This is a genomic window from Actinomadura macra NBRC 14102, from assembly GCF_001552215.1.
GTDB lineage: Bacteria > Actinomycetota > Actinomycetes > Streptosporangiales > Streptosporangiaceae > Spirillospora > Spirillospora macra.
The window spans coordinates 143015-167696 of sequence record NZ_BCQT01000001.1; the positions used below are offsets into that span (position 1 = coordinate 143015).

24 protein-coding genes are annotated in these 24682 nt (G+C 71.3%); 4 read left to right on the forward strand and 20 right to left on the reverse strand.

Annotation, left to right across the window (positions count from 1 at the left end):
- Positions 1–73: 73 nt before the first annotated feature.
- The 9 genes from AMA02S_RS00545 to AMA02S_RS00580 form a co-directional block, all read right to left on the reverse strand.
- Positions 74–511: a phosphatase domain-containing protein gene (locus AMA02S_RS00545; RefSeq protein WP_067449832.1), complete on the reverse strand. Its 438-nt coding sequence runs from the start codon at positions 509–511 to the stop codon at positions 74–76.
- Positions 508–1095 carry a CGNR zinc finger domain-containing protein gene (locus AMA02S_RS00550; RefSeq protein WP_067449834.1) on the reverse strand — a complete coding sequence of 196 codons (588 nt, stop codon included), beginning with the start codon at positions 1093–1095 and terminating at the stop codon, positions 508–510. Before AMA02S_RS00550 ends, AMA02S_RS00545 begins: the two co-directional genes overlap by 4 nt.
- 38 nt (positions 1096–1133) lie before the next feature.
- Positions 1134–1529: a hypothetical protein gene (locus AMA02S_RS00555; protein ID WP_067449836.1), complete on the reverse strand. Its 396-nt coding sequence runs from the start codon at positions 1527–1529 to the stop codon at positions 1134–1136.
- Positions 1530–1531: 2 nt separating this feature from the next.
- Positions 1532–4258, reverse strand: a complete 2727-nt coding sequence (locus tag AMA02S_RS00560) for a CHAT domain-containing protein (protein WP_157430285.1) — start codon at positions 4256–4258, stop codon at positions 1532–1534.
- 167 nt (positions 4259–4425) lie between these two features.
- Positions 4426–4596 carry a hypothetical protein gene (locus AMA02S_RS41165; protein ID WP_218004802.1) on the reverse strand — a complete coding sequence of 57 codons (171 nt, stop codon included), beginning with the start codon at positions 4594–4596 and terminating at the stop codon, positions 4426–4428.
- A gap of 90 nt (positions 4597–4686) precedes the next feature.
- Positions 4687–7140, reverse strand: a complete 2454-nt coding sequence (locus AMA02S_RS00565; protein ID WP_084264378.1) for an ABC transporter permease — start codon at positions 7138–7140, stop codon at positions 4687–4689.
- Positions 7137–7868 carry an ABC transporter ATP-binding protein gene (locus tag AMA02S_RS00570; RefSeq protein ID WP_067449839.1) on the reverse strand — a complete coding sequence of 244 codons (732 nt, stop codon included), beginning with the start codon at positions 7866–7868 and terminating at the stop codon, positions 7137–7139. The genes AMA02S_RS00565 and AMA02S_RS00570 overlap by 4 nt, the downstream gene beginning before the upstream one ends.
- Before the next feature lie 150 nt (positions 7869–8018).
- Positions 8019–8765 carry a DUF5825 family protein gene (locus tag AMA02S_RS00575; protein WP_067449841.1) on the reverse strand — a complete coding sequence of 249 codons (747 nt, stop codon included), beginning with the start codon at positions 8763–8765 and terminating at the stop codon, positions 8019–8021.
- 16 nt (positions 8766–8781) lie between these two features.
- A complete protein-coding gene (locus AMA02S_RS00580) occupies positions 8782–10698 on the reverse strand; it encodes a RiPP maturation radical SAM C-methyltransferase (RefSeq protein ID WP_067449843.1) in 1917 nt (638 codons plus the stop codon).
- Positions 10699–11013: 315 nt separating this feature from the next.
- Between AMA02S_RS00580 and AMA02S_RS00585 the strand changes: the two genes are divergently transcribed.
- On the forward strand, positions 11014–12234 hold the full coding sequence (locus AMA02S_RS00585) for an MFS transporter (protein ID WP_067449845.1): 1221 nt from the start codon (positions 11014–11016) through the stop codon (positions 12232–12234).
- Positions 12235–12246: 12 nt separating this feature from the next.
- Here AMA02S_RS00585 and gdhA read toward each other — a convergent pair whose 3' ends face one another.
- Positions 12247–13623: an NADP-specific glutamate dehydrogenase gene (gene gdhA, locus AMA02S_RS00590; RefSeq protein ID WP_084264379.1), complete on the reverse strand. Its 1377-nt coding sequence runs from the start codon at positions 13621–13623 to the stop codon at positions 12247–12249.
- Between the two features lie 348 nt (positions 13624–13971).
- Here gdhA and AMA02S_RS00595 point away from each other — a divergent pair, with 348 nt between their 5' ends.
- Positions 13972–15231 carry an acyltransferase family protein gene (locus AMA02S_RS00595; RefSeq protein ID WP_067449847.1) on the forward strand — a complete coding sequence of 420 codons (1260 nt, stop codon included), beginning with the start codon at positions 13972–13974 and terminating at the stop codon, positions 15229–15231.
- 22 nt (positions 15232–15253) lie between these two features.
- Here the strand turns inward: AMA02S_RS00595 and AMA02S_RS00600 are convergent, their stop codons facing one another.
- From AMA02S_RS00600 to AMA02S_RS41170, 7 genes are all read right to left on the reverse strand, one after another.
- Positions 15254–15835 (reverse strand): hypothetical protein, encoded by a 582-nt coding sequence (locus AMA02S_RS00600; protein ID WP_067449849.1) that lies wholly within the window; start codon positions 15833–15835, stop codon positions 15254–15256.
- 2 nt (positions 15836–15837) lie between these two features.
- Positions 15838–16092 (reverse strand): hypothetical protein, encoded by a 255-nt coding sequence (locus tag AMA02S_RS00605; RefSeq protein WP_067449853.1) that lies wholly within the window; start codon positions 16090–16092, stop codon positions 15838–15840.
- Positions 16093–16353: 261 nt separating this feature from the next.
- On the reverse strand, positions 16354–17208 hold the full coding sequence (locus AMA02S_RS00610) for a hypothetical protein (protein WP_067449855.1): 855 nt from the start codon (positions 17206–17208) through the stop codon (positions 16354–16356).
- A 235-nt stretch (positions 17209–17443) separates the two neighbouring features.
- On the reverse strand, positions 17444–18310 hold the full coding sequence (locus AMA02S_RS00615) for a DUF5753 domain-containing protein (protein ID WP_067449856.1): 867 nt from the start codon (positions 18308–18310) through the stop codon (positions 17444–17446).
- Positions 18311–18436: 126 nt separating this feature from the next.
- Positions 18437–19264: an SAM-dependent methyltransferase gene (locus AMA02S_RS00620; protein WP_067449860.1), complete on the reverse strand. Its 828-nt coding sequence runs from the start codon at positions 19262–19264 to the stop codon at positions 18437–18439.
- 471 nt (positions 19265–19735) lie between these two features.
- Complete coding sequence (locus tag AMA02S_RS00625; protein ID WP_067449862.1) at positions 19736–20089, reverse strand: DUF488 domain-containing protein; 354 nt, start codon at positions 20087–20089, stop codon at positions 19736–19738.
- Positions 20090–20107: 18 nt separating this feature from the next.
- A complete protein-coding gene (locus tag AMA02S_RS41170; protein WP_157430288.1) occupies positions 20108–20254 on the reverse strand; it encodes a hypothetical protein in 147 nt (48 codons plus the stop codon).
- A gap of 120 nt (positions 20255–20374) precedes the next feature.
- Between AMA02S_RS41170 and AMA02S_RS00630 the strand changes: the two genes are divergently transcribed.
- Positions 20375–20569: a hypothetical protein gene (locus AMA02S_RS00630; protein ID WP_067449864.1), complete on the forward strand. Its 195-nt coding sequence runs from the start codon at positions 20375–20377 to the stop codon at positions 20567–20569.
- A gap of 54 nt (positions 20570–20623) precedes the next feature.
- Here the strand turns inward: AMA02S_RS00630 and AMA02S_RS00635 are convergent, their stop codons facing one another.
- Both AMA02S_RS00635 and AMA02S_RS00640 read right to left on the reverse strand, forming a co-directional pair.
- On the reverse strand, positions 20624–21427 hold the full coding sequence (locus tag AMA02S_RS00635) for a hypothetical protein (protein WP_067449866.1): 804 nt from the start codon (positions 21425–21427) through the stop codon (positions 20624–20626).
- Between the two features lie 12 nt (positions 21428–21439).
- Entirely contained in the window at positions 21440–21676 is a 237-nt protein-coding gene (locus tag AMA02S_RS00640; protein ID WP_157430289.1) for a hypothetical protein, read from the reverse strand.
- 675 nt (positions 21677–22351) lie between these two features.
- Here AMA02S_RS00640 and def point away from each other — a divergent pair.
- Positions 22352–22975 carry a peptide deformylase gene (gene def, locus AMA02S_RS00645; protein WP_084264380.1) on the forward strand — a complete coding sequence of 208 codons (624 nt, stop codon included), beginning with the start codon at positions 22352–22354 and terminating at the stop codon, positions 22973–22975.
- On the opposite strand, the gene AMA02S_RS00650 is transcribed toward def, so the two are convergent.
- Complete coding sequence (locus AMA02S_RS00650) at positions 22952–24643, reverse strand: CocE/NonD family hydrolase (protein WP_067449869.1); 1692 nt, start codon at positions 24641–24643, stop codon at positions 22952–22954. The two genes, def and AMA02S_RS00650, sit on opposite strands and share 24 nt — an antisense overlap.
- Positions 24644–24682 lie beyond the last annotated feature (39 nt).

Consider the following 24682-nt stretch of genomic DNA (forward strand, 5'->3'; position numbering starts at 1 on the left):
CATCGGTATCTGATCTGGGAATTCATCTCGTTTATGGCCCTCTGACCAGCGCCGCAACGGCATGAACGGACCTTCAGGCGGTGGGGAAGCGGGCGACCCAGCGGCGCTGCCACGGGGTTTCGACGGCCCGATGGTGATGATGTTCACGCGTCCAGGCGACGGCGGCGGTCGCGTCCAGCCCCGAAAGGACGGCCAGGCACGCGATCACGGTGCCGGTGCGTCCCACCCCGCCGCCGCACGCGACCTCGACGGCGTCGCCCGCGCGCGCCCGCTCGTGCAGGGCCCGTATGTGCCGGACGGCGAGGACGGGGTCGCGGGGCAGCAGGAAGTCGGGCCACTCGATCCATTCGCGGGGCCAGTGCAGGGTGCCCTCGTGGCGCCGCCGGAGACGGCCGGAGCCAAGGTAGAGGCCGAAGTCGGGTGCCGGGCCCGGCGGTGCCGGGTCCCGCAGGCCCCTGCCGCGGATCCAGGAGCCGTCAGGGAGCTGGAGGGCGCCGTCCAGCGCGCTCATCGGGGCACGCCCCCGGCCCGCAGGCGGGCACGATGGTTGGCGACATTGAGCCGGTTACCGCACAGGTCGGGCATGCAGTAGCGGCGGCGGCCGGCCCGGCTGGTGTCGGCGAACACGCCGCGGCAGTCCGGGGCGGCGCAGGGGCGGAACCGGTCGTGGCCGAGGGCGCGGACGGTGCCGAGCAGGCCGACGGCGACCAGCGCGGCCAGTTCGGCGGCGAGCGGCGCGTCCGGCGCCGTGGGGACGTACCACTCCCATCCGTCGCCGTCGCGGCGCAGCACGGGGCTCTGGCCGGCGCGCTTGAGCAGGACGATCCCGCCCGCGACGGCCTGCTCCCCGGTCTCGGTCTCCAGGATGCCGCGCACCTCACGCCTCAGCAGCTGCACGTCGCGCACGTCGCCGGCGGACGGTGCCCGCCCGTCCGCCGTCGCCGCGGGCCGGACGGCGTGCTCGGCCAGGAGGAGCGCCAGCGCGTCCGGATCCGGGAGCGCCTCGCCGGCGGCGCCCCGTACGGTGGGTGAGGTGGCGACCAGGTCGTTGCCGACCGCCGCTCCCACCCCGTAGTCGGAGACGGAGATGTCCACAACGCTCCTCAGTAAGGCTTATAGGCGAACTATAACCCTTACTGGCCGAGCCCGGGCCGTCCGGTGCGCTCGGCACGCAGCGGAAGCTGGTGGTTCGGGCAGATCGGCACGGCCTCGCCGATCTCCTGGGCCGGGTAGCGGTAGTCGCCGTGCGGGCACGCGTACATGGTGGCCGCGGTGACCTCGCCGGGCCCGGGAAGGTCGAGGTAGGCGAACGCCCTGGCGCCCTCCGACGGGACGGGCGACACGGCGTTCAGCCTCTCCCGCAGGGCCGCGTCCCCGGTGAGCAGCTCGAACAGGTCATCGCCGGTCGGCTCGCCGCGCCGCAGGGCCGCCAGCAGCGCATCGAACCGCGCCGCCGTCTCGGCGCCGGCCAGCGCAGGCACCTCCGGGCGGAGGGCCCCGGCCACGGTGAGCAGCTCGTCGTCTTCCACGGTCAACCTCCGGTGTAGGCGAACGCGGCCCATTCCGTCGCGTGGGCGAAGGGCATCGCTTGCGGGTCGCGGCGGCGCACGGCCCGCCAGAGCGGACGGGCGTCGGCCGGGGACAGCCCGAAGGTCACGTGGGCCCGGTCGGGTTTGAGCGCGGCGGCGAGGTCGGCGTTGGTGAGACCGCGGAACTCGCGCTGGACGCCGCACAGCGCCGCGGCCGGATGCGTCCCGTTCGAGCAGCGCTTGTAGAACGCCGCGATCATCAGGGCGGCCGTCAGCGGCGCCACCGCCCACTGGCTCGCCACGACGCCCTGGCAGCCGAGCTGGAGCAGCCCCGTCGGCAGGCTGACCGTCTCCTCCGGCAGGTCGGCGCCCACCTGGAAGGACTCGCACGCCGGCAGGACGACCAGCCGGGGGCCGGCCGTCGCGTCGAGCTCCACCAGGTTGCGCAGGGTGAGCGGCTCGTCGTAGGCCATCAGCAGGGCGCTGTCCAACGGCGCGTCACCGCGGCCGAGGGCGTGGCAGGACAGGTGCACCAGGCCGTGCGACGGCAGCTCGCCGAGGACCCTGGTCCGCGTCGCGTCCGATCCGGCCAGCAGGGTGACGCGCTCGGACATCCGCGCGGCGGCCGCGCGCTCGGCCGACGACCAGGGCAGCGGTGGCGCGGGCACGGGCTGGGGGTCGTCGACGACCAGGGCGCTGGTGAAGGTTCTCGTGCCACCCGCGCCCGTCCGCAGCGCCTGGGCGTTCGGCGCGTAGCCGAACGTCATCTCGTCGAGGACGAGGCGCCCGCCGGGGCTGCGCGCCGCGTGCAGCGGCAGCAGGGCGAGCCGCCCGGCCGGGATGAGCACGCAATGCCCGGTCCCGCGTGGCAGGCGCCGGACGACCCGGTCGAGGATCGCGTCGTGCGCCCAGCGGGTGACGGCGTCGACCGCGCCGAGCCAGGTCGCGGAGTCCCCGTTCTTCGCGCGGTAGGCGTTGGTCATCACCTCGGCACGCACCCGCACCGCTCGGCTGGTCACCGCCGGCAGCTCGACCGCACGCACCTTCCCGGCCTCGGGATCGACGATCAGGGCGAAGCCTCCCGCCTCGGCGGCGCCGAGATAGACCAGGACCCGGGCACCGGCCGCGCCGAAGATCGCGTCGAGGTCCAGGACGGCGGTCTCGGCGCGGCGCGGGACGGCTTCGGCCAGCAGCACCGTGCGGGCGCTCTCCAGGACGAGCACGGCTTCCTCGACCCGCCCGGCCTGGATGAGCGCGTAGGCCGCCCGCGCGGGGATCGCGTGCGCGGTCGGCAGCCAGGTCTGCTTGCCGGGACGGTGCCGCTGCCGCGCGGACAGGATCTCGATGACCTGGACGCCGAAGGCGTACGCCTCGACGGCCTCCTTCCACGCGCGTCGGGACGAGGCCCAGGCGCCCCAGGCGAACGAGGCTTCCAGCGTCCTTTCCGGGGACCGGTCAAGGCCGGTCAGGCAGGCGATTCTCAAATGGCGGACGGCGTCCTTGTAATCCTTGCGCCGTCCGCGCGCCGCATGCCGGGCACTGAGACTTCTCCCCAGATTGAGATGTCGCGACGACAGTTCCAGATCTTTTTGATCGGTTCTTTCGAGAGCCTCGGTATAAAGGTCTATCGACTGGTCGAGATAGGCGCGGTCTCCGGTCTCCTCATAGGCGCTGGAGAGGCTGTTTCCGAAATTATTGAGACGTTCGGCATAGGATCTATCGGTAAAATCTGTGGCCTCGACGACCATTCGGAGAACATCGAGCGCCCGGCGGAGATAAGTGACGTCCCCACGCAGGGAATAGACGGCCTGAAAGGCGTTCGCCTGGTGGTTCAACGCCAGCAGCCACGACCGGCCGCCCTCGGGGGCCTCCGCGACGGCGCGCTCGTGGGATTCCAGCGAACGGTGCAGATCGGTCTCGTCGCCGGTGCGCATGTAGCGCTCCCGCAGCAGCATCCCGTGCAGGCCGTGGCCGTAGCACCGCGTGCCGAGGAAGACCCGTCCGGCGGACGTGGCCTCCAGCAGGCCGATCGCCTCCGCCAGGTCGGCCAGCCGCCCGGACGTCCGGTAGCGCGCCCGCAGCGCCGACGCCAGCATCACCCGCACCGCGTCGCGGTAGGGCGAGGCGGAGGCGAGGTCGACCAGCGCGGCCCTGGCCAGGTCGATCGCCTCGTCGAGATCGACGCCCTCGCCGCCATGGCCGTGCAGCCACACCAGGCTGCGCGACAGGACGTCCATGCAGCGCGGGCGGAGGCGGTCCTCGTCGAACGGAAGGTCGATGAGGACGCCCCGCAGCCGCGTCACCGCCGCCCACGCGTCCTGCTCGGAGTCGCGGATGACTGCCCGGTGGTAGAACAGGATTCCGAGGTGGTAGCGGACGTCCGGGCCGAGCCGTCCGGTCTCGCCGAGGGCGAGTTCGAGGTGGCGGCGGCCCACCTCGATCTCCTCCAGGTCGCCGTTCTCGGACGCGTGCCAGCACAGGGCCATTGCGGCGCGGTCGCGGCAGGCCGCACGGAACTCCGGATCGGCTCCGGCGAATTCGGGATGGTCGAGGACCGTCCTCCAGACACCGATCAGTTTCTCCAGTGCGGCCCGGTCGAGTTCCCGCCACCAGGCGGCAAGAAGGTCCTCCGTGCCGTCCATGAGGACGGTGAGGGATGCCGGGCCGGCGGGCATAGTGAGCCAGCCCAACTGTCCGGCCATATCGGGGGCCAGGGGGTATTCGGACACCGGCTCTGCCTACCATGTTACCCGTCAGGACCATAGCGATCGGGTTAATGTCAGGGCCGAAACAGAGCCGGGTGTCGGACGAATCGTCACTTCGCTACATCGCGTTAAAAAGGGTCAACGGAATGCGTTGTGCGCGCTTATCCGAGGGTGGAACCCCGGGCGGGGCGTCACGGCTCGCGGCGGCCCCGGAGGAAGAAGTCGACGACAAGGGCGAGCACGCCCAGGCCGGTGACGGTGCTGACGCCGACCTCGACCCAGGTGCCGTTCAGCGCCACGTTCGCCATGACGTTGATGGCGAGCAGGATTCCGATGATGGTCCAGCGGGTGCCGTTGCTCATGGTCATGTGCCTTTCCGGAGGTCGCGCGGGACTTCAGGGGATGGACGGAACTTCGGGGATCGGACGGTGCTTCAGGGATCGGACGGTGCTTCAGGAGATGGATGGGGAGGTGCGGCGGGGCAGCAGAGCCCGCGCCGGAAGGAGGATCGCGGCGGCGCCGGAGCCGGCGACGCCGAGCAGGACGACCGCGCACGCCACCGGGGAGACGGACGGGAGCGGGAGGCCGGTGATCGCGGTGGCGAAGGCCATCAGGGTCACCCCGGCGATGCCCGCCCCGGTCAGGGTGCCGGTGCCGAGGATGATGGCGGCCTCCAGGCGCAGCATCCGGAGCACCTGCCGGCGGGTCGCACCGACCAGCCGGAGCAGGGCGAACTCGCGCCGCCGCGCCGCCGTCGCCAGTGCCAGCGTGGTGACGAGGCCGATGACGATGAACCCGCCGATCGCCGACACGACGACGTAGTTGAAGAAGCCCTGGAGCCGGATCTCCCGCGACATGCTCGCGCCGAACGCGGCGTGGTCGATCGCGGCGGTCCCCGCGTACGCGGCCGTGACCGGGCGGAGGTCCGCCTTCCCTCGGACGAGGACGTGGTCGTCCAGCGTCGTGGAGGAGTGCGCGGTGACGAGATCGTGCGGGAGCAGGACGTCGCCGAAGCCGAGACCGCGGTCGTAGACCGCCACGACGCGGGCGGTCACGCGCGTCCCGTCGCCGAGCCAGAGCGGGGCCGCGGAGCCGACGCGCAGGCCGGCCGCGACGTCGCGGCTGAGCGCGACGGTGGTGCCCCGGAGGTCGGCGAGCCTGCCGGACGTCACCCGGGGATCCATGGTCGCCTCCGCGTCCCGGCCGACGCCGCGGGCGTTCAGCGATCGCAGGTTCTTCTCACCGAGCTCCTTGACCGGCATGACCACGGTGGTGCGCTTGACCGGGGTGGCGGCGGTGACGCCGGGGACCCGGCGCGCGGCGTCCGCCACATCCCGCGGCAGCCCGGGACCGGCGGCCACGATGACCTGGTCGGCGCGGTCGCCCGCCGCGGCCTGCTCGGTCGTCGCGTGGACGACGGTGGCCTGCGCGAACAGCTGGGTGCCGGCGAACGCGACGGCCAGCGCGACCGGGGTGATGATCGAGCCCGCCCGCAGCGCGGCGGCGGCCCCGGCGTGCTGGGCCAGGCGTCCGGCCACCGGCGAGGCGGCGCGGGCGGCGGCGCCGAGCACCCGGTTGCCGAGCCGCGCGACCAGCGGGCCGAGCAGCGCGGTCGCGACGATCAGTGCGATGACCAGGCCGCCGATCGCGGCGTTCGCGGCCGGCCCGGAGGTGGCGGTGGACGTGCCGAGCGCGGACAGGCCGAGCACCAGGAAGACCACGCCGGTGATGACCCGCCACGCCGGGAGCGCGGCGGACTCGACGGCGGACTCCCCCAGCGCCTGGACGGGACGGATCCGCGACACGCGCAGCGAGGCCAGCAGCGCCGTGAAGAGGGCCGCGACCAGCGTCACAGCGAAGGCGACCAGCGCCGGAAGCGGGCTGAGCGACAGCCCGAAGCCGGCCGGCAGCACGCCCTTGTGGAGCATCGCCCGGTGCATCGCGGCGCCGAGCCCGAGCGAGAGGACGCCGCCGAGCAGCGCGGCGGGCACCCCCACCTTGAGGGTCTCGCCGAGGAGTTGGCGGCGCACCTGACCGGGCGTCGCGCCGATCGCGCGGATCAGCGCGAACTCGCGCGCCCGCTCCCGCACCGACAAGGCGATCAGCCCGCCGACGACCACGATCGCCGTCATCACGGCGACGCCGCCGAACGATGCCCCGAGCTCCAGGATGTCGGGACGGGCGGCGGCCACGCCCAGATCCTCGGCGTCGCCACGCGCCGATCCGGTCGCGACGGTCAGGCCGGGCACGGCCTTGCGGAGCGCGTCCGCGTCCACCGTGCCGTCCTTGCCACTGGTGATCGCGAGCGCGTCGGCCCGGCCGGGGTGCCCGGCGAGGGCGGCGGCCGTGGCACCGGTGAAGAACGCCGCCGCAGGCCCGGACGAGACGACCCCGGTGACCCGGTACGGCCGGGGCGTCCCGTCGACCTGCAACCGGACGACACTGCCCGGCGCGGCCCCGGCCGACCGGCTCAGCACGACCTCGTCCGGCGCCTGCGGGGCCCGTCCGGCGCTCAGCTCGTAGGGACGCAGCGCGGCCGACTCCCAGCCGTGGCCGGTGACCGTCCGCCCCGTGGCGGACAGGACGGGGAACGACACGTCCGCGATCACCGCGCGGACACCGGGCACGGCGCGCAGCTTCGCCGCCGCGGCGACCGGGACCCGGGACCGCTCGGTCAGCGGCCGGCTCTGCGTCTCCGGCTCGTCCCCGAGCCGTTTCATCCGGTCCTTGACGCTGTGCGGCCCCGTCACGACGGCCTCGGTGGCGCCGAACCGTTCGACGGGCGCGTGCGCCCGCCACGCCGACTCCACCAGCACCCCGCACGCGCCGACGAGCGCGGCGGCGAACAGCAGCGCCGCGAAGATCCCGGTGAAGGCGCCCGCGTGCTTTCCGGCGCGGCTTCTCACAGCGACTCCCAGCGGTTGATCACGGTTGCGGTGGACGGGGCGATCAGCTCGTCGACGATCCGGCCCTCGCGCAGGAACAGGACTGAATCGGCCCACGCCGCCGCCACCGGGTCATGGGTGACCAGCACGATCGTCTGGCCGGTCAGGTCGGCCGCCTCGCGCAGCAGCCGCAACACGTCGCGGGCGGTCCGGGGGTCGAGGGCGCCGGTCGGCTCGTCCGCGAAGACCACCTCGGGCCGGGTGACCAGCGCGCGGGCGACGGCCGCGCGCTGCTGCTGCCCGCCCGACAGTTCGGACGGGCGGTGCCGCAGCCGCTCCGCCAGCCCCACCCGGGAGACGACCTCGCGCAGCCACCGGGGGTCGGCCTCGATCCCGCCGAGCCGCAGCGGCAGCGTGATGTTCTCCTCCACGTCCATGGACGGCACCAGGTTGAACGCCTGGAAGACGAACCCGATCCGCTCGCGGCGCAGTCGTGTCCGCTTGGCCTCACTGAGCCGCCCGATGTCGGTGCCGCCGATCCGGACCGTGCCGCCGCTCGGGCGGTCGAGCCCGGAGGCGCAGTGCAGGAAGGTGCTCTTACCCGACCCGGACGGCCCCATCACCGCGGTGAACCCGCCGCGCGGGAACGACCAGGTGATGCCGTCCAGGGCGCGCACCGCGCCGTAGGTCTTGGTGACCGACTCCAGGCCCACTGCCTGAGCGGTCGCCTCGGCCGTCATCGTCGTCATCGGTACCCTCCGCCGAAATCCGTCCTCACCTGGACGAATCTAGGATTCGGCGGGGGTCGGGCACATTGACGGCCGCTCCCGAACCCATGGTGTAGCCCGCTACACCATGCCGCCGCCCCCCGGGGCTCCCGGCGCCCGTACGGCGGTCGCTCAGAAGTCGATCACCGGGACGGGCCAGCGGCGCAGCCGGTAGGGCAGGGCGACCGCGACGCCCTCGATCTCGACGGCCAGCCGGGCGTCTAGGAGATCGTCGAGATGGGCGCGCTCCTCACCATCGAGGCACGTGGTGTCGACCGGGTCGGCGAGGCGGTGGAAGAGGGCGAGCAGGCCCGGGTCATGGATCACGAAGTGGGCGCCCGGGTTCTCGCGAAGGTCCTGGACGACGGCGAACCCGCTGCCGCGTCGCCAGTAGCACAGGCCGTAGCGGTACGCGGCACGCCATTTGTCGGCGACCTCGTCGCCGAACACGGGCGGCGTCAGGTGGAACAGCAGTCCGCAGGGCAGGTCCGCGACCGGGCCGCCCCATTCCAGCGGCAGCCCGAACGAGGTCGCGCGGACGAGGAAGGCGATCAGCAGGGCCGCGCTGGGCAGGGCCGGGGCGTCCAGCGTCATGCCGATGATCCCGGCGGAGCACAGCGCGGCGAAGTCCTCGTCGGACGGCCAGACACGGGCGACGTGCGGCTCGGTGCGACCGGCGCGCGGCCCGGCGAGGGCCAGCTCGGACGGCTCCGGCCGGACGCGAAGCCACGTCAGCGGCTCGTCCCCGCCGCGCGGGGTCGTCGCGCCCGAGGTCAGACCCGCGAGGGGCACCTCTAGGACACGGACGTCCGGGCGTTCCGCGGCGGCGTCGATCCCGGCGGCGCTCGTCAGATCGACGGGAGGCAGGTCGCGGATCATCGGGTGCCGGCGGAGGTCATGTGCCCGCCCCCACCATGGCGGGCGTCGGGATGGCCGCGCCGCGCACCGCCGTGGCGTCGTGTCCGGTGGACAGGGTCACCGCGCGCCCGGACTCGCGGTAGACGAGACCGAGCGCGGCGAGATCGTCGACGAACGCCGCCGGCCAGGAGTCGCCGACCCGCCATCCGCTGGCGGACAGGTGCCGGGCGAGGCTCTCCGGTGACCGTCCGCGGGCGAGCGCGGCATACGCGGCGACCTCCGCGGGATCGTCGAGGACATGGTCGGCGGCGCGGCGGCCGCCCCTGCGGTCGTACAGGTGGAGCCGCCCGCCGACGGCGCGGTGCGTGAGCGACGAGCCGGCGTAGGCGCCGCGCCAGACGTCGAACGCGGCTTTCAGCGCCGCGACGGTGGCGCCGCCGATCCCGCGGTCCGGGGTCTCGAAGAGGTAGGCGATGTCCGCCAGGTCGGGCTCGCCGAGGCCGGGGAACACGCCGCGGTACCAGGCGCGGGGACGGCGCTCGGCGAAGCCCAGGTCCGGATGGTCGAAGTAGGGGTTGAAGCGTTCGAGGGCGATCCGGTGCGCGCCGAGCGGCGGCTGAAGGTGGTGGAGCAGCGGGATCTGCCCGATCACCTCCTGGTAGCACTCGTCGGTCTCACCGGGAAATCCGACGAGATAGTTCCAGAGGACGGTGAGGCTCTGCTCCTGCAGTTCCCTCAGCGTGGCGATATTGCTCGTCCCGGTGACGCCCTTGCGCATCAGCTTGAGCGGCAGCGAATGCAGGTTCTCGATCCCGGGCTGCACCTGGATGACGCCGGCGCCGCGGAGCGCGCGGGCCTGGCCGGGCGTGAGATTCGACTTGATCTCGTACATGACGCGCAGGTCGAGGTCGCTTTTCGCGAGCGCCGGGAAGACCGTGTCGAAGTAGGTCCGGTCGACGATGTTGTCGGTGGTGAGGACATCGAGCACCTGATGTCGGCGCACGCCCGCGAGAAGTTCCTCGACGACCGTGTCCGGCGCCTTGGAACGGAACGGCAAGATCATGTCGGAGAGGCCGCAGAAGGTGCAGTGATGCCGCTCACCCCACCAGCAGCCGCGTGCGGTCTCCATCATCAGCGCGGGCTGGATGTAGTCGGCGACCGGGGACTCCTCGATCCGCTCGAAATAGGCGTCCTGGTCCATCGGCGGGAAGTCACCGCCGTCCGGCAACCGGCCGTCCTCGGGGTTCGCGCGGACCGTTCCGGACGCGTCCCGCCAGCACAAGCCGGGGATCTTTCCGGCCTGGACATCCGTCCGCCCCGCGTCGCCGGCGGCCAGCGCGTCCAGCAGCGCGCGCAGCGGCGCCTCGCCCTCCCGCCGGACGACATAGTCGATCTCGGGGAAGTTGCGGTGCAGCGCGGCGCCCATCGTGTCGTCGCAGTTGGAGCCGCCGAAGACGATCGTCACGTCCGGGGCGAGCGCGCGCAGCCGCCGCGCGACGGCGAGCGCGGGGACGGTCTGTGAGAACGTCGTGGTGAACCCGACGACGTCGGGACGGCCCGCGATGATCGCCTCCGCCGCGTCCGCCGCGAAGGGCGCCGCGAGCCGGAAGATCTGCGCCGCGACGTCCGGGGAGAAGCCGATCGCCGCGCACGCCCCGGCCGCCGCGTCCGGCAGGTCCGGGTATCCGTAGAGCGCGCCGGTGAAAAGCCATTCGCCGATTCCGCCGGTAAATCCCTCTTCGGCCACGTACATATAGGACTCGGGGAGCAGACGTGCTTTCGCACTGCCTTCGGGAGCCGTTTCGGCCTCGGCGAGCATGCGTTCGGCGAAGGCGATGCTGCCGTAGTAGGTGGTGACCTCGTGATCCGGGGCGAGAGCGGCGGCGAGAACGCTCGCCGCACCGTTCGGCGCGGTCATGAGATGCCAGGGCATGACCGCGAGGGTGACGCGCACGTGCGACCTCCGGTGCGGGAGAGCGGGGGGCGGAAGACGGAACGTGGCGCGAACCCCGCAAGGGTCCGGCCACGCTGGGGAGCCCGTCAGAACTCGTGTCGCTGGCTGGCGGTCTGCTGCTTACGGATTGCCTTTCGCTTCACCCCACCCTCCCTTCGCCACTTGATGATCACTCTGCTTTTCTACCCGCCGCTCGGACGGCCATCCGACGGAGGTGTCCGAACTCGGCCAAGATCAGCGACTCGCTTGCAGCGCCGTGTGCGGACCGTGCTTACCTGGGTGCTGGAGGTGAATGGTCCAGTGCCGAGGGGACGGGTGGAAACTGGCAACTCCTACCGTGCCCTGTTCTCCATCGCGGGCACAACACGGCTCTACCTCGGATACCTCTTGGCGCGCATGCCCGTCGGCGTCATCGGGCTGTCACTGCTCCTGCTCGGCCAGGAGACCGGCGGTACGGCACGCTCCGGGCTGCTGGTCGGCGCGTTCTCGGCCGCGCTCATGGTCGCGACACCGCTGCTCGGCCGGGCGCTGGACCTCTTCCCCGCCGGCCGCGTGCTCGTGCTGACCGCCGCCGCCCACTGCGGGGCGCTGGGCCTGCTCGCGTCCTGCTGGTCGGCGTCCGCGCCGTCGCCCGCGCTGCCGCTCGCGGGCGCCGTCCTCGCGGGCGCGTCCCTCCCCCCGGCCGGGCCCGCGCTCCGCGTCGCGCTGCCGTCCTTCGTCCCGGACGCCCTGCTCACCACGGGGTTCACCGGCGAGGCCGTCATCCTGGAGACGGTCTATGTGATCGGTCCGCTGCTCGTCGGCGGGCTGGGCACGGTCGCGGGCTGGCTGCCGCTGGCGGCGGCGGGCGCAGCGACCGCGGCGGGCGTGCTGGTCATGCTGGCCAGCGGGCGGCTCGCCCCGGCCGGGTGCTCGCCGAAGGGCCGCGCGCTGTGGACGCTCGGCCCGCTCGCGCACGGCGGCGTCCGGCGCCTGCTGCTCGGCGCGCTGCTCTTCCTTCCCGCCCTCGCCGTGGTGGAGGTCGCGGTCGCCGCCGTCGCCGGTGAGCGGGACCGCCCCGAACTGCTCGGCGTGATCATGGCGGTCGCCGCCGCCGCGAGCCTGGCGGGCGGGCTGCTGTTCGGGATGCGCCGCTGGCCGGGTTCGCTCCCGTCCCAGGTGGGGATGCTCGCCGGCTGGTTCGCGGCGGCGGCCACACTCGGCGCGCTGGCCCCCGGCCCGTGGCCGGTCGGTGCCGCCGTCCTGCTCGGCAGCCTCGTCGTCGCCCCGGCGCTGGCGCTGCTCAGCCGGATCGGCGGCGTCGTCGCACCGCAGGGACGCGTCGCCGAGACCTACACGTGGCTGTCCACCATGAACAACTGCGGCCAGGCGGCGACCCTCCCGCTGGCCGGGCTCCTCGCCGAGCGGACGGGGCCGTCCGGTGCCTTCCTGCTCGCCGCGGCCCTCGCCGGGACGGCAGGCGTGGTCATCGTGAACAGCCGCCACCACCTCGCACCCGCGGCGGCGTCCCGGCCGATGGAGACCGTCAACACCTGACCGGACGGGACGCTAGATGAGTCCCTGCGCCAGCATCGCTCCCGCGACGCGCTCGAAGCCCGCGATGTTCGCGCCGATGACGTAGTCGCCGGGGGCGCCGTAGCGCTCTGCGGTCTCGAAGCAGGTGTCGTGGATCGTCGTCATGATCGTGGACAGTTCCGCCTCGACCTGCTCGAACGCCCAGGCCTCGCGGCCCGCGTTCTGCCGCATCTCCAGCGCGCTCACCGCGACGCCGCCGGCGTTCGCGGCCTTGCCCGGCCCGAACGCGACGCCCGCGTCCTGGAACACGTGGACGGCCCCGGGCGTGGCGGGCATGTTCGCGCCCTCCGAGACGGCCTTGACACCGTTGCGGACGAGCACGAGCGCCGCCGCCTCGTCCAGCTCGTTCTGCGTCGCCGACGGGAGGGCGATGTCGGCAGGCACGTCCCACACGCTGCCGCCCGCGACGTAGCTGGCCGAGACGCCGCGCAGAGCGGCGTAGTCGGCGACCCGGCCCCGGTCGATCTCCTTGACCTTCTTCAGAAGCTCAAGGTCGATGCCCTTCTCGTCCACCACGTAGCCGCCCGAGTCGGAGACCGTGACGACGTTCGCACCGAGCGCCTGCGCCTTCTCGATGGTGTAGATCGCGACGTTGCCCGACCCGGACACCACGACCTGCTGCCCGTCCAGTTCCTCACCACGCCGCTTCAGCATCTCGGCGGTGAACATGACGTTGCCGTAGCCGGTCGCCTCGGTCCGGCCGGCGGAGCCGCCCCACGGCAGCCCCTTGCCGGTGAGGACGCCCGCCTCCCAGCGGTTGGTGACGCGCCGGTACTGGCCGAACATGAAGCCGATCTCCCGCGCGCCCACGCCGATGTCGCCGGCCGGAACGTCGGTGTGGTCGCCGATGTGCCGCTGAAGCTCGGTCATGAACGACTGACAGAAGCGCATGACCTCGTCGTCGGAGCGTCCGTGCGGGTCGAAGTCGCTGCCGCCCTTGCCGCCGCCGATGCCGAGCCCGGTCAGCGCGTTCTTGAAGATCTGCTCGAAGCCGAGGAACTTCACCACGCCGAGGTTCACGGTCGGGTGGAAGCGCAGGCCGCCCTTGTACGGGCCGAGCGCGCTGTTGAACTCGACGCGGAAGCCCCGGTTGACGTGCACCGCGCCCGTGTCGTCCTGCCACGGCACCCGAAAGACGATCTGCCGCTCGGGCTCGATGATCCGCTCGACCAGCCTCGCGGCGGCCAGCCCGGGACGGGCGGCCAGCACCGGCGGGAGCGACTCCAGCACCTCGTGGACGGCCTGGTGGAACTCCGGCTCGCCGGGGTCGCGGCGGAGAACGCGCTGGTACGACTCCTCCAGCGCGGCCAGAACCTCGGACGGGGCCTCCAGGCGGGGAGACAAGGGCATGGGGGGTTTCCTTTCGGCCGGACGACAACCTTTCTACCCGCAGTACGCGACCTCGTCGAAATCCGCCTCCCCGGCCGGGCGGAAATCGGGCCCGCCCATTCCGGGCCCCCCGCTGATCGTCCGAGCGGTACGCAACATCACGACAACCCCTGAAACCGAAAGAGCCCCCCAGATAGGGGGATACCGACCGTCGGATCGGGCCCGTCCGGTGGCCAGGTCAGGGGTATTTCGGACGACATTGGGGTGGGCCGGGCGGCCCCCGCGCTCCTGCCGCGGCACCGCACTGAGCCTGACGCCCGATCTGACAACAGGCCCACTCACGGTCCCGGAACGGCCTACTCTGTCGGGATGATCCCCAATGGGGGTGACTCCTCCACTATCAGCCGACTTGGGTGGCTGGACGCCCTGCGCGGATGGGCCGCGCTCGCGGTCGCGCTCCACCACGCCAGCTACATCTACCTCCCCTCGCTCCAGGTCTGGCTGCTCCCCCGCTTCGACCCGGGCCGCTACGGGGTGATGGTCTTCTTCCTGGTCAGCGGGTACATCATCCCGGCGTCACTGGAACGGCGCGGCAGCGTGCGGGCCTTCTGGATCGGCCGGTTCTTCCGCATCTACCCCCTGCTCGCGGTGGCGTGCCTGATCGGCGTGCTGCCCTACCTGCTCGGCGTGCTCGGCCTGCGGGCGGGACTGGAGCACTACGATCCCGTGACTGCCGTCCTGGCGCACATGACCATGCTCCAGGACCTGCTCGGTGTACCCAACGCGATCAACGTGCTGTGGACGCTGTCCTATGAGATGGCCTTCTACCTGCTGATCGTCGCGCTGTTCGTGGTCGGCGGACACCGGCGCTCCGCGCCCGTCGCGTCCGGGCTGGTGGTGACGGCCCTGCTGGTGGGCGGGCTGCTGCCCTCGACGCTGCTGTCACGGACGGCGGGCACCGGCCCGCTCGTCGGAATGGTCGCGCTGGCGCTGGTCGCCACCATCGCGGCCGCGGTGTCGGACCGTCCCGTGCTGCGCGTCTCGGGCGGCGTGCTCGGCGGCCTGCTGGCCCTCGCCCTGGTGACGGTGAACAGCCGGGTCTACGCCTGGGAAGGAATGATCATGCTGGCCGTCATGTTCGCCGGGACGGCCATCTACCGCGCCGAGCACGGCCAGATCAGCCGCCGCGCCGCCGCCGCCACGGCGGCCCTGGTCCTCGGCGGCGCCATCGCCTGCGCGACCTGGAACACCGAAACGGCCGACCAGGCGTGGCGCGTCCAGCTGTACTGGTCCATCCCGCTGGCGCTGTCGGCGGCGACGTTCGGCGCGGCCTGGCTGCTGCGCCACCGCGGCTTCCCCCGCTGGACGATCGCCCTCGGCACCGTCAGCTACTCGATCTACCTCCTGCACCCGCTCCTGCTGATGATCGCGGCCCAGTTCCTCGGCGCCTCCGGTCGCGAGGACCTCGTCGGCCTCCTGGTGTTCGTGGCCGTCCTGGTGGCGGCGAGCTGGGCATCGCACCGCTGGATCGAGGCCCCAGCCCAACGAGTAGGCCGACGAGTAGCGCGCCGCCTCGTCCGCCCGGCACAACCGCCAGGCGAACCAGCCCCCCAGGTCCTCGTCCCCTGATCAGGACGACGGGTTGAGGAGGTTAAGGGATCCATGTCCAGGCCTGGGTGCGTGTTTCCTTCACTTCTACCTGAATTCGATCCAGGTGTTTGTCTTCGAGCAACCGATAGCCGCGGACGACTTTATACAGGTCGTTCGACATGATCACCGCGAACTCCGCCTCGTGCTCGTTCATTCTCGCCTTGAACTCCGGTGCGTCGAGCATCCGGCTGAGCCGGTTGAGGGCGACTCCTGAGTAGCCGTGCGCGTCCTTGTGGAGGTATCCGCCATCCAGCGCCACGCGGAGCTGTATCTGCTCCGCGGGCGCGGCGAGCAGGTTGTGTCCGCGCACGCCGCCACCGAGGTACCTGATGAAGTCCCCGAACAGCACCTCGACCCCGACCTTGCCGGTGACGACCAGCACGCCGTCCCCACGGTCGCTGCCCACCTCGGACCGCCACGGGACGCGGGCGGCCGTCGAGGCCGCCCGGACCATCGTGTGCATCGCCTCGCGGATCTGGGCCTGCGATGCCGCATCCCGGCTGGTGAAGCGTGAGATATCGACCGCGAAGCAGGTCCTGTAGCGGGGCCTCACGACCTCCGGGCCCGGGTTGGGATCGCTCATCTTCACCTTGTGGCTGCCGTTTCGACGGGGACCAACAGACCGTCGGCCCAAAAATCGATCAACTGTTCACAATCCAGGTCATGAAGGGTGGGGTGCTGATGGAGCCGCCTGCCGGTGGCCAGCATCCATGTGGTGGTCAGGACGATCGCCAGCTCGGCTTCCTCAGGGCAGCGGGGGGCAGCGTCGTGCCGGCGGCTCGGACGGCTGCCCTGGTATAAGGCGCCTTCACTGCCGCCGCCACGGGTGAGCATCGGCATCGCGGGGGTGACTCCGTCGGGGAGAAATGAACACACATACCTTTGCGCACAGCACCGCCTGATATGCACCGTTCTAGGGAGAAAACACGAAATGAACTGCCAGGGTGCGGCAGGAACGCTGAAGAAACGGGAAGAAAAATCGGTGGCGCGTCAAAGATTTGGCACCAAACGGATGCGACCGTAAGATTTGGCACCAAACGGAAAGGGTGCCGGTAAGGGTCGTCCGGGAAGCGGTGTCAGAGGGCGACCGGACGCGACGGGTCAGCCATCGAGTGCCTGCTCCTTGACGACGAGACGGGCGGCGCAGGTGGTGAAGAAGCGGGCGGCGTCGTCCCGACCGTAGGTGCGGGCCGCGTACTCCAGGGCGCGCGCCTGCCTGACGGCGAGTTCCGCCGCCGCGGCCATGCCGGTCTCGGAGGCGATGAGGAGATCGGTGGCGGTGGACACCCCGGCGGCCGCGGCGTTCGCGGCGAACGCGGCGGCGCGCTCGTTGTAGGGGGTGCCGGAGACGAACAGGCCGACGGACACCTCGTACATGGCGCCGGGATCGCCCTCGGTCGCGCGGACGGCGAGAGAGGCGGCGTAGGGGCCCAGCGCAGTGAGGCAGGACACCTCGACACAGGTCAGCGAGACGGAGGCGGCCAGCGTCCATGCTCCGGGAAGTTCGGCGATCGGCGCCAGCATCGGGCTGGGCAGCCGCACTGGCTGGGTGGGGTCGAGGCAGGTGTCCTCGATGAAGTCGCCCCGGTTCCGCTGCGCGATGTCCAAGACGATCGCCTGGCTCAGCAACGCCTGCCAGCCGGGCAGGGTCGAGGTGCCCGGATCGTCGCGGATGACTCGTTCGACCCAGGCCAGGTGCTGGAAGGCGAGGATGAGGCGGGAGAGCTGGGGGGTGGTCGGCAGGCTGCCGTGCCGACCCATAATGATCTTGTAGATGTTCGCTGGGGACGACAGCCCGGTGCAGTCCTCGGCACGGTAGTCGGGATAGAGCGTTCGGAGCCGCTCCACGGTCTCGGAGATCTTGGCGAACGTCGGTTGGCCGTGCAGGATGTACGCGCCATGCAAGCAGTTGATCATCACCTGGTGGGCCGGAGTCCGCCGCGGCGTCGTTGCCATCGGTCCGTCCTTCTACTCGCTATGAGGACAAGAGCTCAACAATGCACATCGGCCCACCCGCCCGTGGCACTGTCGTCACCGGCACCGCGGACACGGTCGGCTGGATCCGCGCGGGAGGCGGGTGAGCTCGGCGGGCACCTGTGGTCGTTCAGGGGGTGGTGACCTGATCGCCGCCGGACAGCATGCCAGGCTCAACTACCCTGTTCTGTGTCATCGGCGACATTCCCCCCATGATTCACAAGTTGGCGATCATCTGCCGCAACAGGCCGGGGGTGCGCGCGGGGGGCTCGGCGACGACCGCCAACAGGTCCATGACGTAGAGATGCCGCAGCTCGTAGTCCGGGTAGTAGGCGGTGTTGAACTGCTGAAGGTAGACGATCTGGCGCACGTCCTGGTCACGCAGGACTTTCACCAGCGTGATCGGGCCGCGCGGCAGGTCCTGGCCCACCGCCAGGGGCATGATCTGAATGACCACGTGCGGCAGCTCACACAGGTTCAGCAGGTGCTCCAGCTGGCGGTAGGTGATCTCGGCCGTGCCCATGCGGCGGCGCAGGGCGGTCTCGTCGATGATCGCCCACAGCCGGGGCGGGCTGCCGCTGTGCAGGATCTGCTGGCGCCGCAGCCGCAACTCCAGGCGCTTGGCCAGCTCTTCCTCACTGGCGTCCCGATGAGCCCAGCGGATCAGCTTCTCCGCGTAGGCGGGATGTTGCAGCAGGTCGGGGACGGCACCGACGGTGTAGCAGCGGATGATCTCGGCGGCCTGTTCCGCGCCGAGGTAGGGCAGGAACCAGGAGCGGATGATGCTGCGGTAGGGGGCCCACCAACCCTCCTCACGGGAGTGGAGGGCCAGTTGCAGCAGTTGCAGGCGGGCGGCATGGTCGGTCACCCCGTACAGGGAGGCCAGCGCCATGACATGGTGCGGGTCGGAGGCGGTCACCCCGCGCTCCATCGCCTCCAGCAACGGCAGCGACCCGATCGTCGCGCCCGCCGTCGCCGCCACCACGCCGTTGCGCTCGCGCAGGCCGCGGAGCCTGGCGGCCAGCAGCAACCGGGGGCGCGTCAGCGCGTCAGGGTCGCGCGCCGGCAGCCATAACGTGCCCACGCTCCTCCTTCCCGCCCGGCGCCGGACCGACGAAGATCACCACCGCGCCGGCCCCCGCACAGCCTGCCCGATACGTGCGCGTCCGCGCACCCGGATCGGGCACGGCTTTGCCAGGACGACACGTGATCACGGTTTGCGGCCGACACCGCCGAACTGGTCGACCTCGTCCGGCAGGATGTCCAGGGTCTCCGGCCGCCACCGGTTGCAGGAAACCACACCCGGTTCCAGCAACTCCAGGCCCACGGCGTCGAACAGGTCCTCCACCTGCTGTTTGGACCTCCACACCCCCGGGGGGGTGCCGTCGCGGTTCCACATCCGAACGGCCTCTCGCGCCTGCTCGCCGGTGATCTCGTCGGTCTGGTGGCTGATCGCCAGGTGGCTTCCCGGTGCGACCCGCTCCACCAGGCGTCCCAGGATCCGGCGCGCCTGCTCGTCCTCCATGATGTGCCAGACCACGCCGAGCATGGTGATCGCCACCGGCCGGGACAGGTTCAACGTCCCCTGGGCCTCGTCCAGGATCTGGTCCGGGTCGTGCATGTCGGCGTCGAGATAGGCCGTCACACCCTGCGGTGTGCTGGTCAGCAGTGCGCGGGCATGCGCCAGGACGAGGGGGTCGTTGTCCACATAGACGACACGGGCCTCCGGACGCAGGCGCTGGGCCACCTCATGGGTGTTGCTGGAGGTCGGCAGGCCGGTCCCGATATCCAGGAACTGATCGATCCCCACCTCGCCCGCGAAGAACTCCACCACCCGGCTCAGGAACAGACGATCTGCGCGCGCCTGCGCCACGATATCGGGCAGCACCCTTTCGATCTCATCGGCCATTACCTTGTCGGCTTCGTAGTACTGGTGGCCTCCCAGCCAGTAGTCCCAGACACGAGCTGAATTGGCCACGTTGGGATCGAGCCCGGGAACCGATGGCAGGTGCGCCTCGAACTGTTCGTCCACGATCATCCCATCAAATCAGACAAAAGCCACAATGAGCCTAAACGACTCATCAAATCGGCGCTATGACCTTAAGCGGCCACCATCACCGTCTTGACAAAGGGTTTCAATGCGTCACACGCGCCGATCCGAACACGGCAACTACTCCCCGGCTCGACCATTGCGTCCTCGTCGGCGGATCGGCGCATTCACTAAATCATGATCGCCGTAACGGCCATTCGACAACAGCGGGCTTGCGCCGGCGCAACCCGCCACCGGACGTCTGTCCGCCACTCGACGAAAACGGATGCGGCGCCTGACCGGACGTTTCGATAGCTGCAAACTGTCCGGTTGTCGGCGGGGGAATCGACACATCCTGGAAACGCGTCGCCCGTGGGCCGATCTTCAGGTCGGGCGGCATCCGCAGGTCAAGACGCCGGTCGCGAAGGTCGGATCGTCCGGCGATCAGGACGTCAGGGCGACGATGGCCCCGACGGGAGCTCAGGTGCTCACGTGGTCGACAAGGATCGCCGCCTGGCTGTGAGGTAGGTCTTTTGTGGCGGTCAGGAGCGTCAGCGGCCCCTTCGCGGCAAGCGCGCGCAGGCGTTCCAGGGCGGCCGCGCGGGTGGGCTCCTGAAGCTCCGTTTCGTAGCGGCGCTTGAATTCGGGAAACTTGTCGGATTCGTGGCCATACCACTTGCGGAGCTCGGTAGACGGGGCGACGTCCTTTTCCCAGTGGGAAAGACGCGCGGCGTCCTTCGTCAGACCGCGTGGCCACACGCGGTCGACCAGGACGCGGGTACCGTCCTGGACGGTCGCCGGCTCGTACACTCTGCGCAGTCTCACGGTTGTCATATGTTCTCCCGCGCGGGATCAGACGGGCCGGGCGTGCTTGGCCGGACGGTATTCGGCGGCGGTACGGCGGGCGAACTCACCGGCGAGGGCGCGGCCCAGGACGTCATCGTCTGGACGGTGTTTCTCAAGGTACTCCAGGGCCTCCGCGAGTTCCCCGGTAGTCAACCTGCGGAGTGGTTTCACGGCCCAGTGGGGCGGCCATCGGTTCACGGGTGTCGGGCCTTTCGTCGAGAGTGTCCGCGCGGCGGCAGGTGCCGGATCGGCCGGTTCCCATAGGATCGCCGCGTGCATTGGTGGAGCCAGCAGGCGTGCGACGCGGCCGCGGAGGCGCAGGCTGCCGATCCGTCGCCGGGAAATCTCATGGCGGCCGCCCAGGTGCAGGCGCTGATCTCGATGGCAGAGGCATTGCACCGTATCGCGGCGGCATTGGAAGAACGGGACGAGAACGTTCCGCCTTTGATCATCCGGCCGAGATCCTGACGGGTATGAAATAACCGGTGCGCCCCGCTGGGCGCACCGGCATTCCACGCGTTCTCAGGCGTCGCTGAACGACTTGCGTTCTGCCCTGCCATTGGTGCTGGAGGCGAGGCGGGACGCCTTGGTGATGGGCGGGCGCAGCGGGCCGGTCGAAGGCTCGGCGTAGTCGGGCTCGGGTGCGGCGGCCGGTCCCTCCTCCTCGGGCACGACCCGGCGGGTCTCCTCCCGTGGGCGGTCCCGCAGCCGGCGTGCGGCCTGGCGCAGGGCACGCTCGCCCACCAGCCGCGTCAGCTCCAGCCCCCAGCAGTCCAGCTTGTCGGCGTCGGTGAGATCGTCGCGGTGGCTGAGTTCGGCGGCGAGGCCGCCGAGCCGCTGGGCCTCGGCGAGGTCGAACTCGCGCATGAGGTGGCAACACAGTTCGGCGAGCGCCGCGTGGTCGCGTTCGAACGACAGGCCGGACAGGTCGTTGTGCGACAGCCGGCTCAGCGCGCGCTTGCGTTCCAGTTCACCGTCGGCGATCCGGAGGATGCCGTTGAGCAGGGCGATCGGGCCGGTGCCGATCGCGCGCGTCTGGGCGGGGGCGAACGACATGCGCAGGATGGCGGCCGAGCCGATCCCGGCGGCCATCACCCGCACGACCACGAAGCTCGTCGGGGGCATCGTCTCCGGCAGGCCGAACGTCCAGCCCGACGCGGTCACCGCGATCAGCGCGACCACGGACGCGCTGGTGTTGACGAAGACGAACAGCAGGCCGCCCGGGGACAGCAGCGCCGCGACGGGCTTGTCGCGGTAGCGCGCGACGAGCTCGGTGGCGCCGATCGCGCCGCCGATCAGGGCGGCGAGGAACATCTCGATGATCATGATGTTCCGCCCCTATGCGCTACGGGCGTTCAGGCGGCCGAACGGGTACTCCTCGGACCGGCCGCGCCGCGAGAGCAGGGTGGGCCGCTGCCTGCCGGCCAGTTCGGCGCGCTCGACCTCCAGGAAGACCAGCAGCCATTCCGTGGGGCCGGTGGCGAGGCCGCTGTGGGTGCGCAGTGCCTGCTCACGTGCGCCGAGAAAGGTGAGCAGCCAGCCGGTCGGTCCGGCACCCCGAATTCGTGATTCCATGCGGACGACCATTTCGCAGCACGGCACCGAAGTCGACGTTCGACGCGTCAAGTTTTCTGAGATCGACAGCGAATCCGACACTCCACCGAAAACGACTGAACGATGACTCGTTATCTGTAAAACGTCTCCGGCCAACACGTTTTAGCTTTTCATTCAATAAATGCGTGAACAGTTTTACGAAGGACGTCACAAGACCGCGCGATCACCTAGAATTCCCCGAATGAACGGGCGTCCCCGGACAAACAGACCCCGGACAAACGGATCCCCGACAGACGGAGGGGCCACTCCCCCCAAAGAAGTGACCCCTCTCCCCCCGTTCCGCCGGGCCGGCCGCGGTGCCCTATACCGGGGCCCGCCTGCTCCTTGCGAAGCGGCCCGCTCCCCCCGAAGCGGCCCGCTCCCGGAGCGGCTCGCGCCGTTCGTCCGGCGGATGCGAAGAACGTAGCGAGCCCTCGACGGACGCTGCGAGGGCTTCCTACTTCTGCGTCGACGAACGGTTCGCCATGTGCGACGAACGGGGCACGCTCCGCGTTCAGGTGCCGCCGGGCATCACGGCACGCGACGCCCGGCGCGCCGCGTCCACCGTGTGCGGTCGCGCCCCGCCACATGCCACGCGGGCTCCGCATCCGCATTAGGGTCTCGGGGATGACGGTGCCGGATGGAGGAGAGCGGGCTATGACAGGGCGGGTGCGGGCCATCACGCTGGTGGGGACTCCGGTCCTGCATCAGGCGTGCCGGCCGGTCGAGGAGTTCGACGCGGCGCTCGCGGAACTGGCGGACGACATGTTCGCCAGCATGTACGCGGCGGAAGGCGTCGGACTGGCGGGCAACCAGGTCGGGGTGGATCTACGGATCTTCGTCTACGACTGCCCCGACGACGACGGGGAGCGCCACAAGGGCGTGGTGGTGAATCCCGTCCTGGAGCTTCCACCGCTGGACGAGCGGCGCCTGGACGACGGGGACGAGGGCTGCCTGTCGGTGCCGGGGCCCTACGCGAAGCTGGCCCGTCCCGACCACGCGACCGTGCACGGCTTCAACCTCCAGGGCGAGCCGGTCACCGTGGAGGGTACGGGGTTGCTGGCGCGCTGTCTCCAGCACGAGACCGACCACCTTGAGGGGAAGGTCTACATCGACCGGCTGTCGGCGAGGTCCCGCAAGAAGGTGCTGAAGGAGTACGAACGGCTCCGCGCCGAAGCAGCCGAGCAGGCCGCGGCGGAGCCCCCGTCCGGAGCTGCGGCGGAGCCCCCGCCCGGAGCCCCGCCCGAGGCAGCCCCCTCAGCCGCGCCAGACGGGCAGTAGCAGCGACGACGGATGCTCAACGTCGCGGTGGACCTCGAACCGGATGCGTTTGGACGCGACCGCCCGCGCGGCGGGCTCCCCGGTGCCGTGGTTGCGGGCGAAGCGGGGGAACGCGCCGCCCGCCAGCATGACGCGAAGCCGGTGCCCTCGATGGAAGCGGTAACCGGTCGGGTGCATCTCGATCTCGGCGCGGACGAGCCCCGGCGACGAGATCCGCACGATGCCGTCGGTGACGTTGCGGGAGACGCCCTGCCGGTCGACATCGCAGAGCCGGACGAACAGATCGCCGTGGCCGGTGCTCGTCCGGACGTGGATCGTCGCCGACACGGGGCCGATCAGGTCGAGGTCGCGGTCGAGGGGAGCGCCGGTGAGGACGGCGACGTCAGCGCGCGCCTCGATCCGGCCGTTGTCCCGCTGGCCGCCCCTGCCCGGTGAGAGGAGGGGGCCGCCCGCGTTCGGCGTGGGGTCGAGCGCGTCGTAGGTGAAGGCGGCGGGCTCGGCGTCGGATGGTCCGTCCCAGGTCAGGCCGTGGGACAGGAAGAGCGGGGTCGGCTCGGTCCCGGGCGGCGGCCACTGTTCGAAGTCGAGCCAGCGGCCCGACCTCTGGAGGTGCAGCCGGACGGGTGCCCGGCGCAGCGCCGCGGTGTCCCCGCCCAGGTGCGCGTCCAGCCAGGAGACCTGGTCGGCGAGGACGGCGCGCAGGGCCTTCGCGTCATGTCCCCAGGGACCGATGGTGATGCGGGCCTGGCGGCCGGCGGCGTGCAGGGCGCGGAAGTCGCGGAGCTGGCCGCGTAGGAACAGGTCCCACCAGCCGGTGACCATGCTGGCGGGCGCGGTGGTGGCGGCGACGTGGGCGCTGTGGTCGGTCGCCTCCCAGAACGCGATCCGCTCGGCGTTCGCGGTGACCTCGCGCAGGAAGGGCTCGGGCCGTCCGATCGCGGCGGTGTCGGCCTCACCGACCGGCAGGTGCCGCATCGCGCGCCGCACGCGCCGGTCGTGCAGCGGCCGCCGGCCGTCCCGCGCTCCCTGGCCCGGTTGCCCGCGCTGGTCCTCTCGGCCGCGCTGGTCCTCTCCGCCGCGCCGGCCCCCTCTGCCGCGCCGGCCTCCCCGGGTGCCCATCAGGGACGACCACACGAGCGTGTTGTGCAAGGCCAGCGCGCCGCCCGGGTAGAAGGAGCTGACGAACTCGGACGCGGTGATGCCGAGTCCCATCGCCTCCAGGGGCGGGTCCGCGTAGGGCGCGACCGCCCACTGGGTGAAGCCCAGGTAGCTGGCGCCGACCGTCGCGACCCGGCCGTCGCACCATGGCTGGGCGCGCAGCCAGGCGAGCGTGGCGAGCCCGTCGTCGCGCTCGTCGTGGAAGGCGCGGAACTCGCCGCCGGACCCGCCCACCCCGCGCACGTCCTGCACGACGACCTGGAAGCCGCGCCTGGCGAGCACGCGAGCGAACAGCCGCACGAGCGCCTGGCCTTTGCCATACGGAGTGCGTATCAGGACGGCGGGCAGCGGACCGCCGCCGCGCGGACGGTGCACGTCAGCGAGGAGCGTGACCCCGTCCGGCATCGGGACACCCAGATCGCGTGCGACGCCGATGGGCGGCGTCGTAGCGTGCACCGGGAGCCCGGGCAGGCCGAGGATCCGGTCGGTGAGGCGGCCCAGAACGGTCATCGAATTTCCTCCGCGTGTTCGAACACCCACGTTAGGCTG

What these genes read in the sequence shown, in the direction of transcription:
- AMA02S_RS00545 (WP_067449832.1), bottom strand. Translation starts at nt 511, where the DNA reads ATGAGCGCGCTGGACGGCGCCCTCCAGCTCCCTGACGGCTCCTGGATC.
- AMA02S_RS41165 (WP_218004802.1), bottom strand. Translation starts at nt 4,596, where the DNA reads ATGAGCAACGGCACCCGCTGGACCATCATCGGAATCCTGCTCGCCATC.
- AMA02S_RS00570 (WP_067449839.1), bottom strand. Translation starts at nt 7,868, where the DNA reads ATGACGACGATGACGGCCGAGGCGACCGCTCAGGCAGTGGGCCTGGAG.
- AMA02S_RS00575 (WP_067449841.1), bottom strand. Translation starts at nt 8,765, where the DNA reads ATGATCCGCGACCTGCCTCCCGTCGATCTGACGAGCGCCGCCGGGATC.
- gdhA (WP_084264379.1), bottom strand. Translation starts at nt 13,623, where the DNA reads ATGCCCTTGTCTCCCCGCCTGGAGGCCCCGTCCGAGGTTCTGGCCGCG.
- AMA02S_RS00595 (WP_067449847.1), top strand. Translation starts at nt 13,972, where the DNA reads ATGATCCCCAATGGGGGTGACTCCTCCACTATCAGCCGACTTGGGTGG.
- AMA02S_RS00600 (WP_067449849.1), bottom strand. Translation starts at nt 15,835, where the DNA reads ATGAGCGATCCCAACCCGGGCCCGGAGGTCGTGAGGCCCCGCTACAGG.
- AMA02S_RS00605 (WP_067449853.1), bottom strand. Translation starts at nt 16,092, where the DNA reads ATGCCGATGCTCACCCGTGGCGGCGGCAGTGAAGGCGCCTTATACCAG.
- AMA02S_RS00610 (WP_067449855.1), bottom strand. Translation starts at nt 17,208, where the DNA reads ATGGCAACGACGCCGCGGCGGACTCCGGCCCACCAGGTGATGATCAAC.
- AMA02S_RS00620 (WP_067449860.1), bottom strand. Translation starts at nt 19,264, where the DNA reads ATGATCGTGGACGAACAGTTCGAGGCGCACCTGCCATCGGTTCCCGGG.
- AMA02S_RS00625 (WP_067449862.1), bottom strand. Translation starts at nt 20,089, where the DNA reads ATGACAACCGTGAGACTGCGCAGAGTGTACGAGCCGGCGACCGTCCAG.
- AMA02S_RS00635 (WP_067449866.1), bottom strand. Translation starts at nt 21,427, where the DNA reads ATGATCATCGAGATGTTCCTCGCCGCCCTGATCGGCGGCGCGATCGGC.
- AMA02S_RS00640 (WP_157430289.1), bottom strand. Translation starts at nt 21,676, where the DNA reads ATGGAATCACGAATTCGGGGTGCCGGACCGACCGGCTGGCTGCTCACC.
- def (WP_084264380.1), top strand. Translation starts at nt 22,352, where the DNA reads ATGACAGGGCGGGTGCGGGCCATCACGCTGGTGGGGACTCCGGTCCTG.
- AMA02S_RS00650 (WP_067449869.1), bottom strand. Translation starts at nt 24,643, where the DNA reads ATGACCGTTCTGGGCCGCCTCACCGACCGGATCCTCGGCCTGCCCGGG.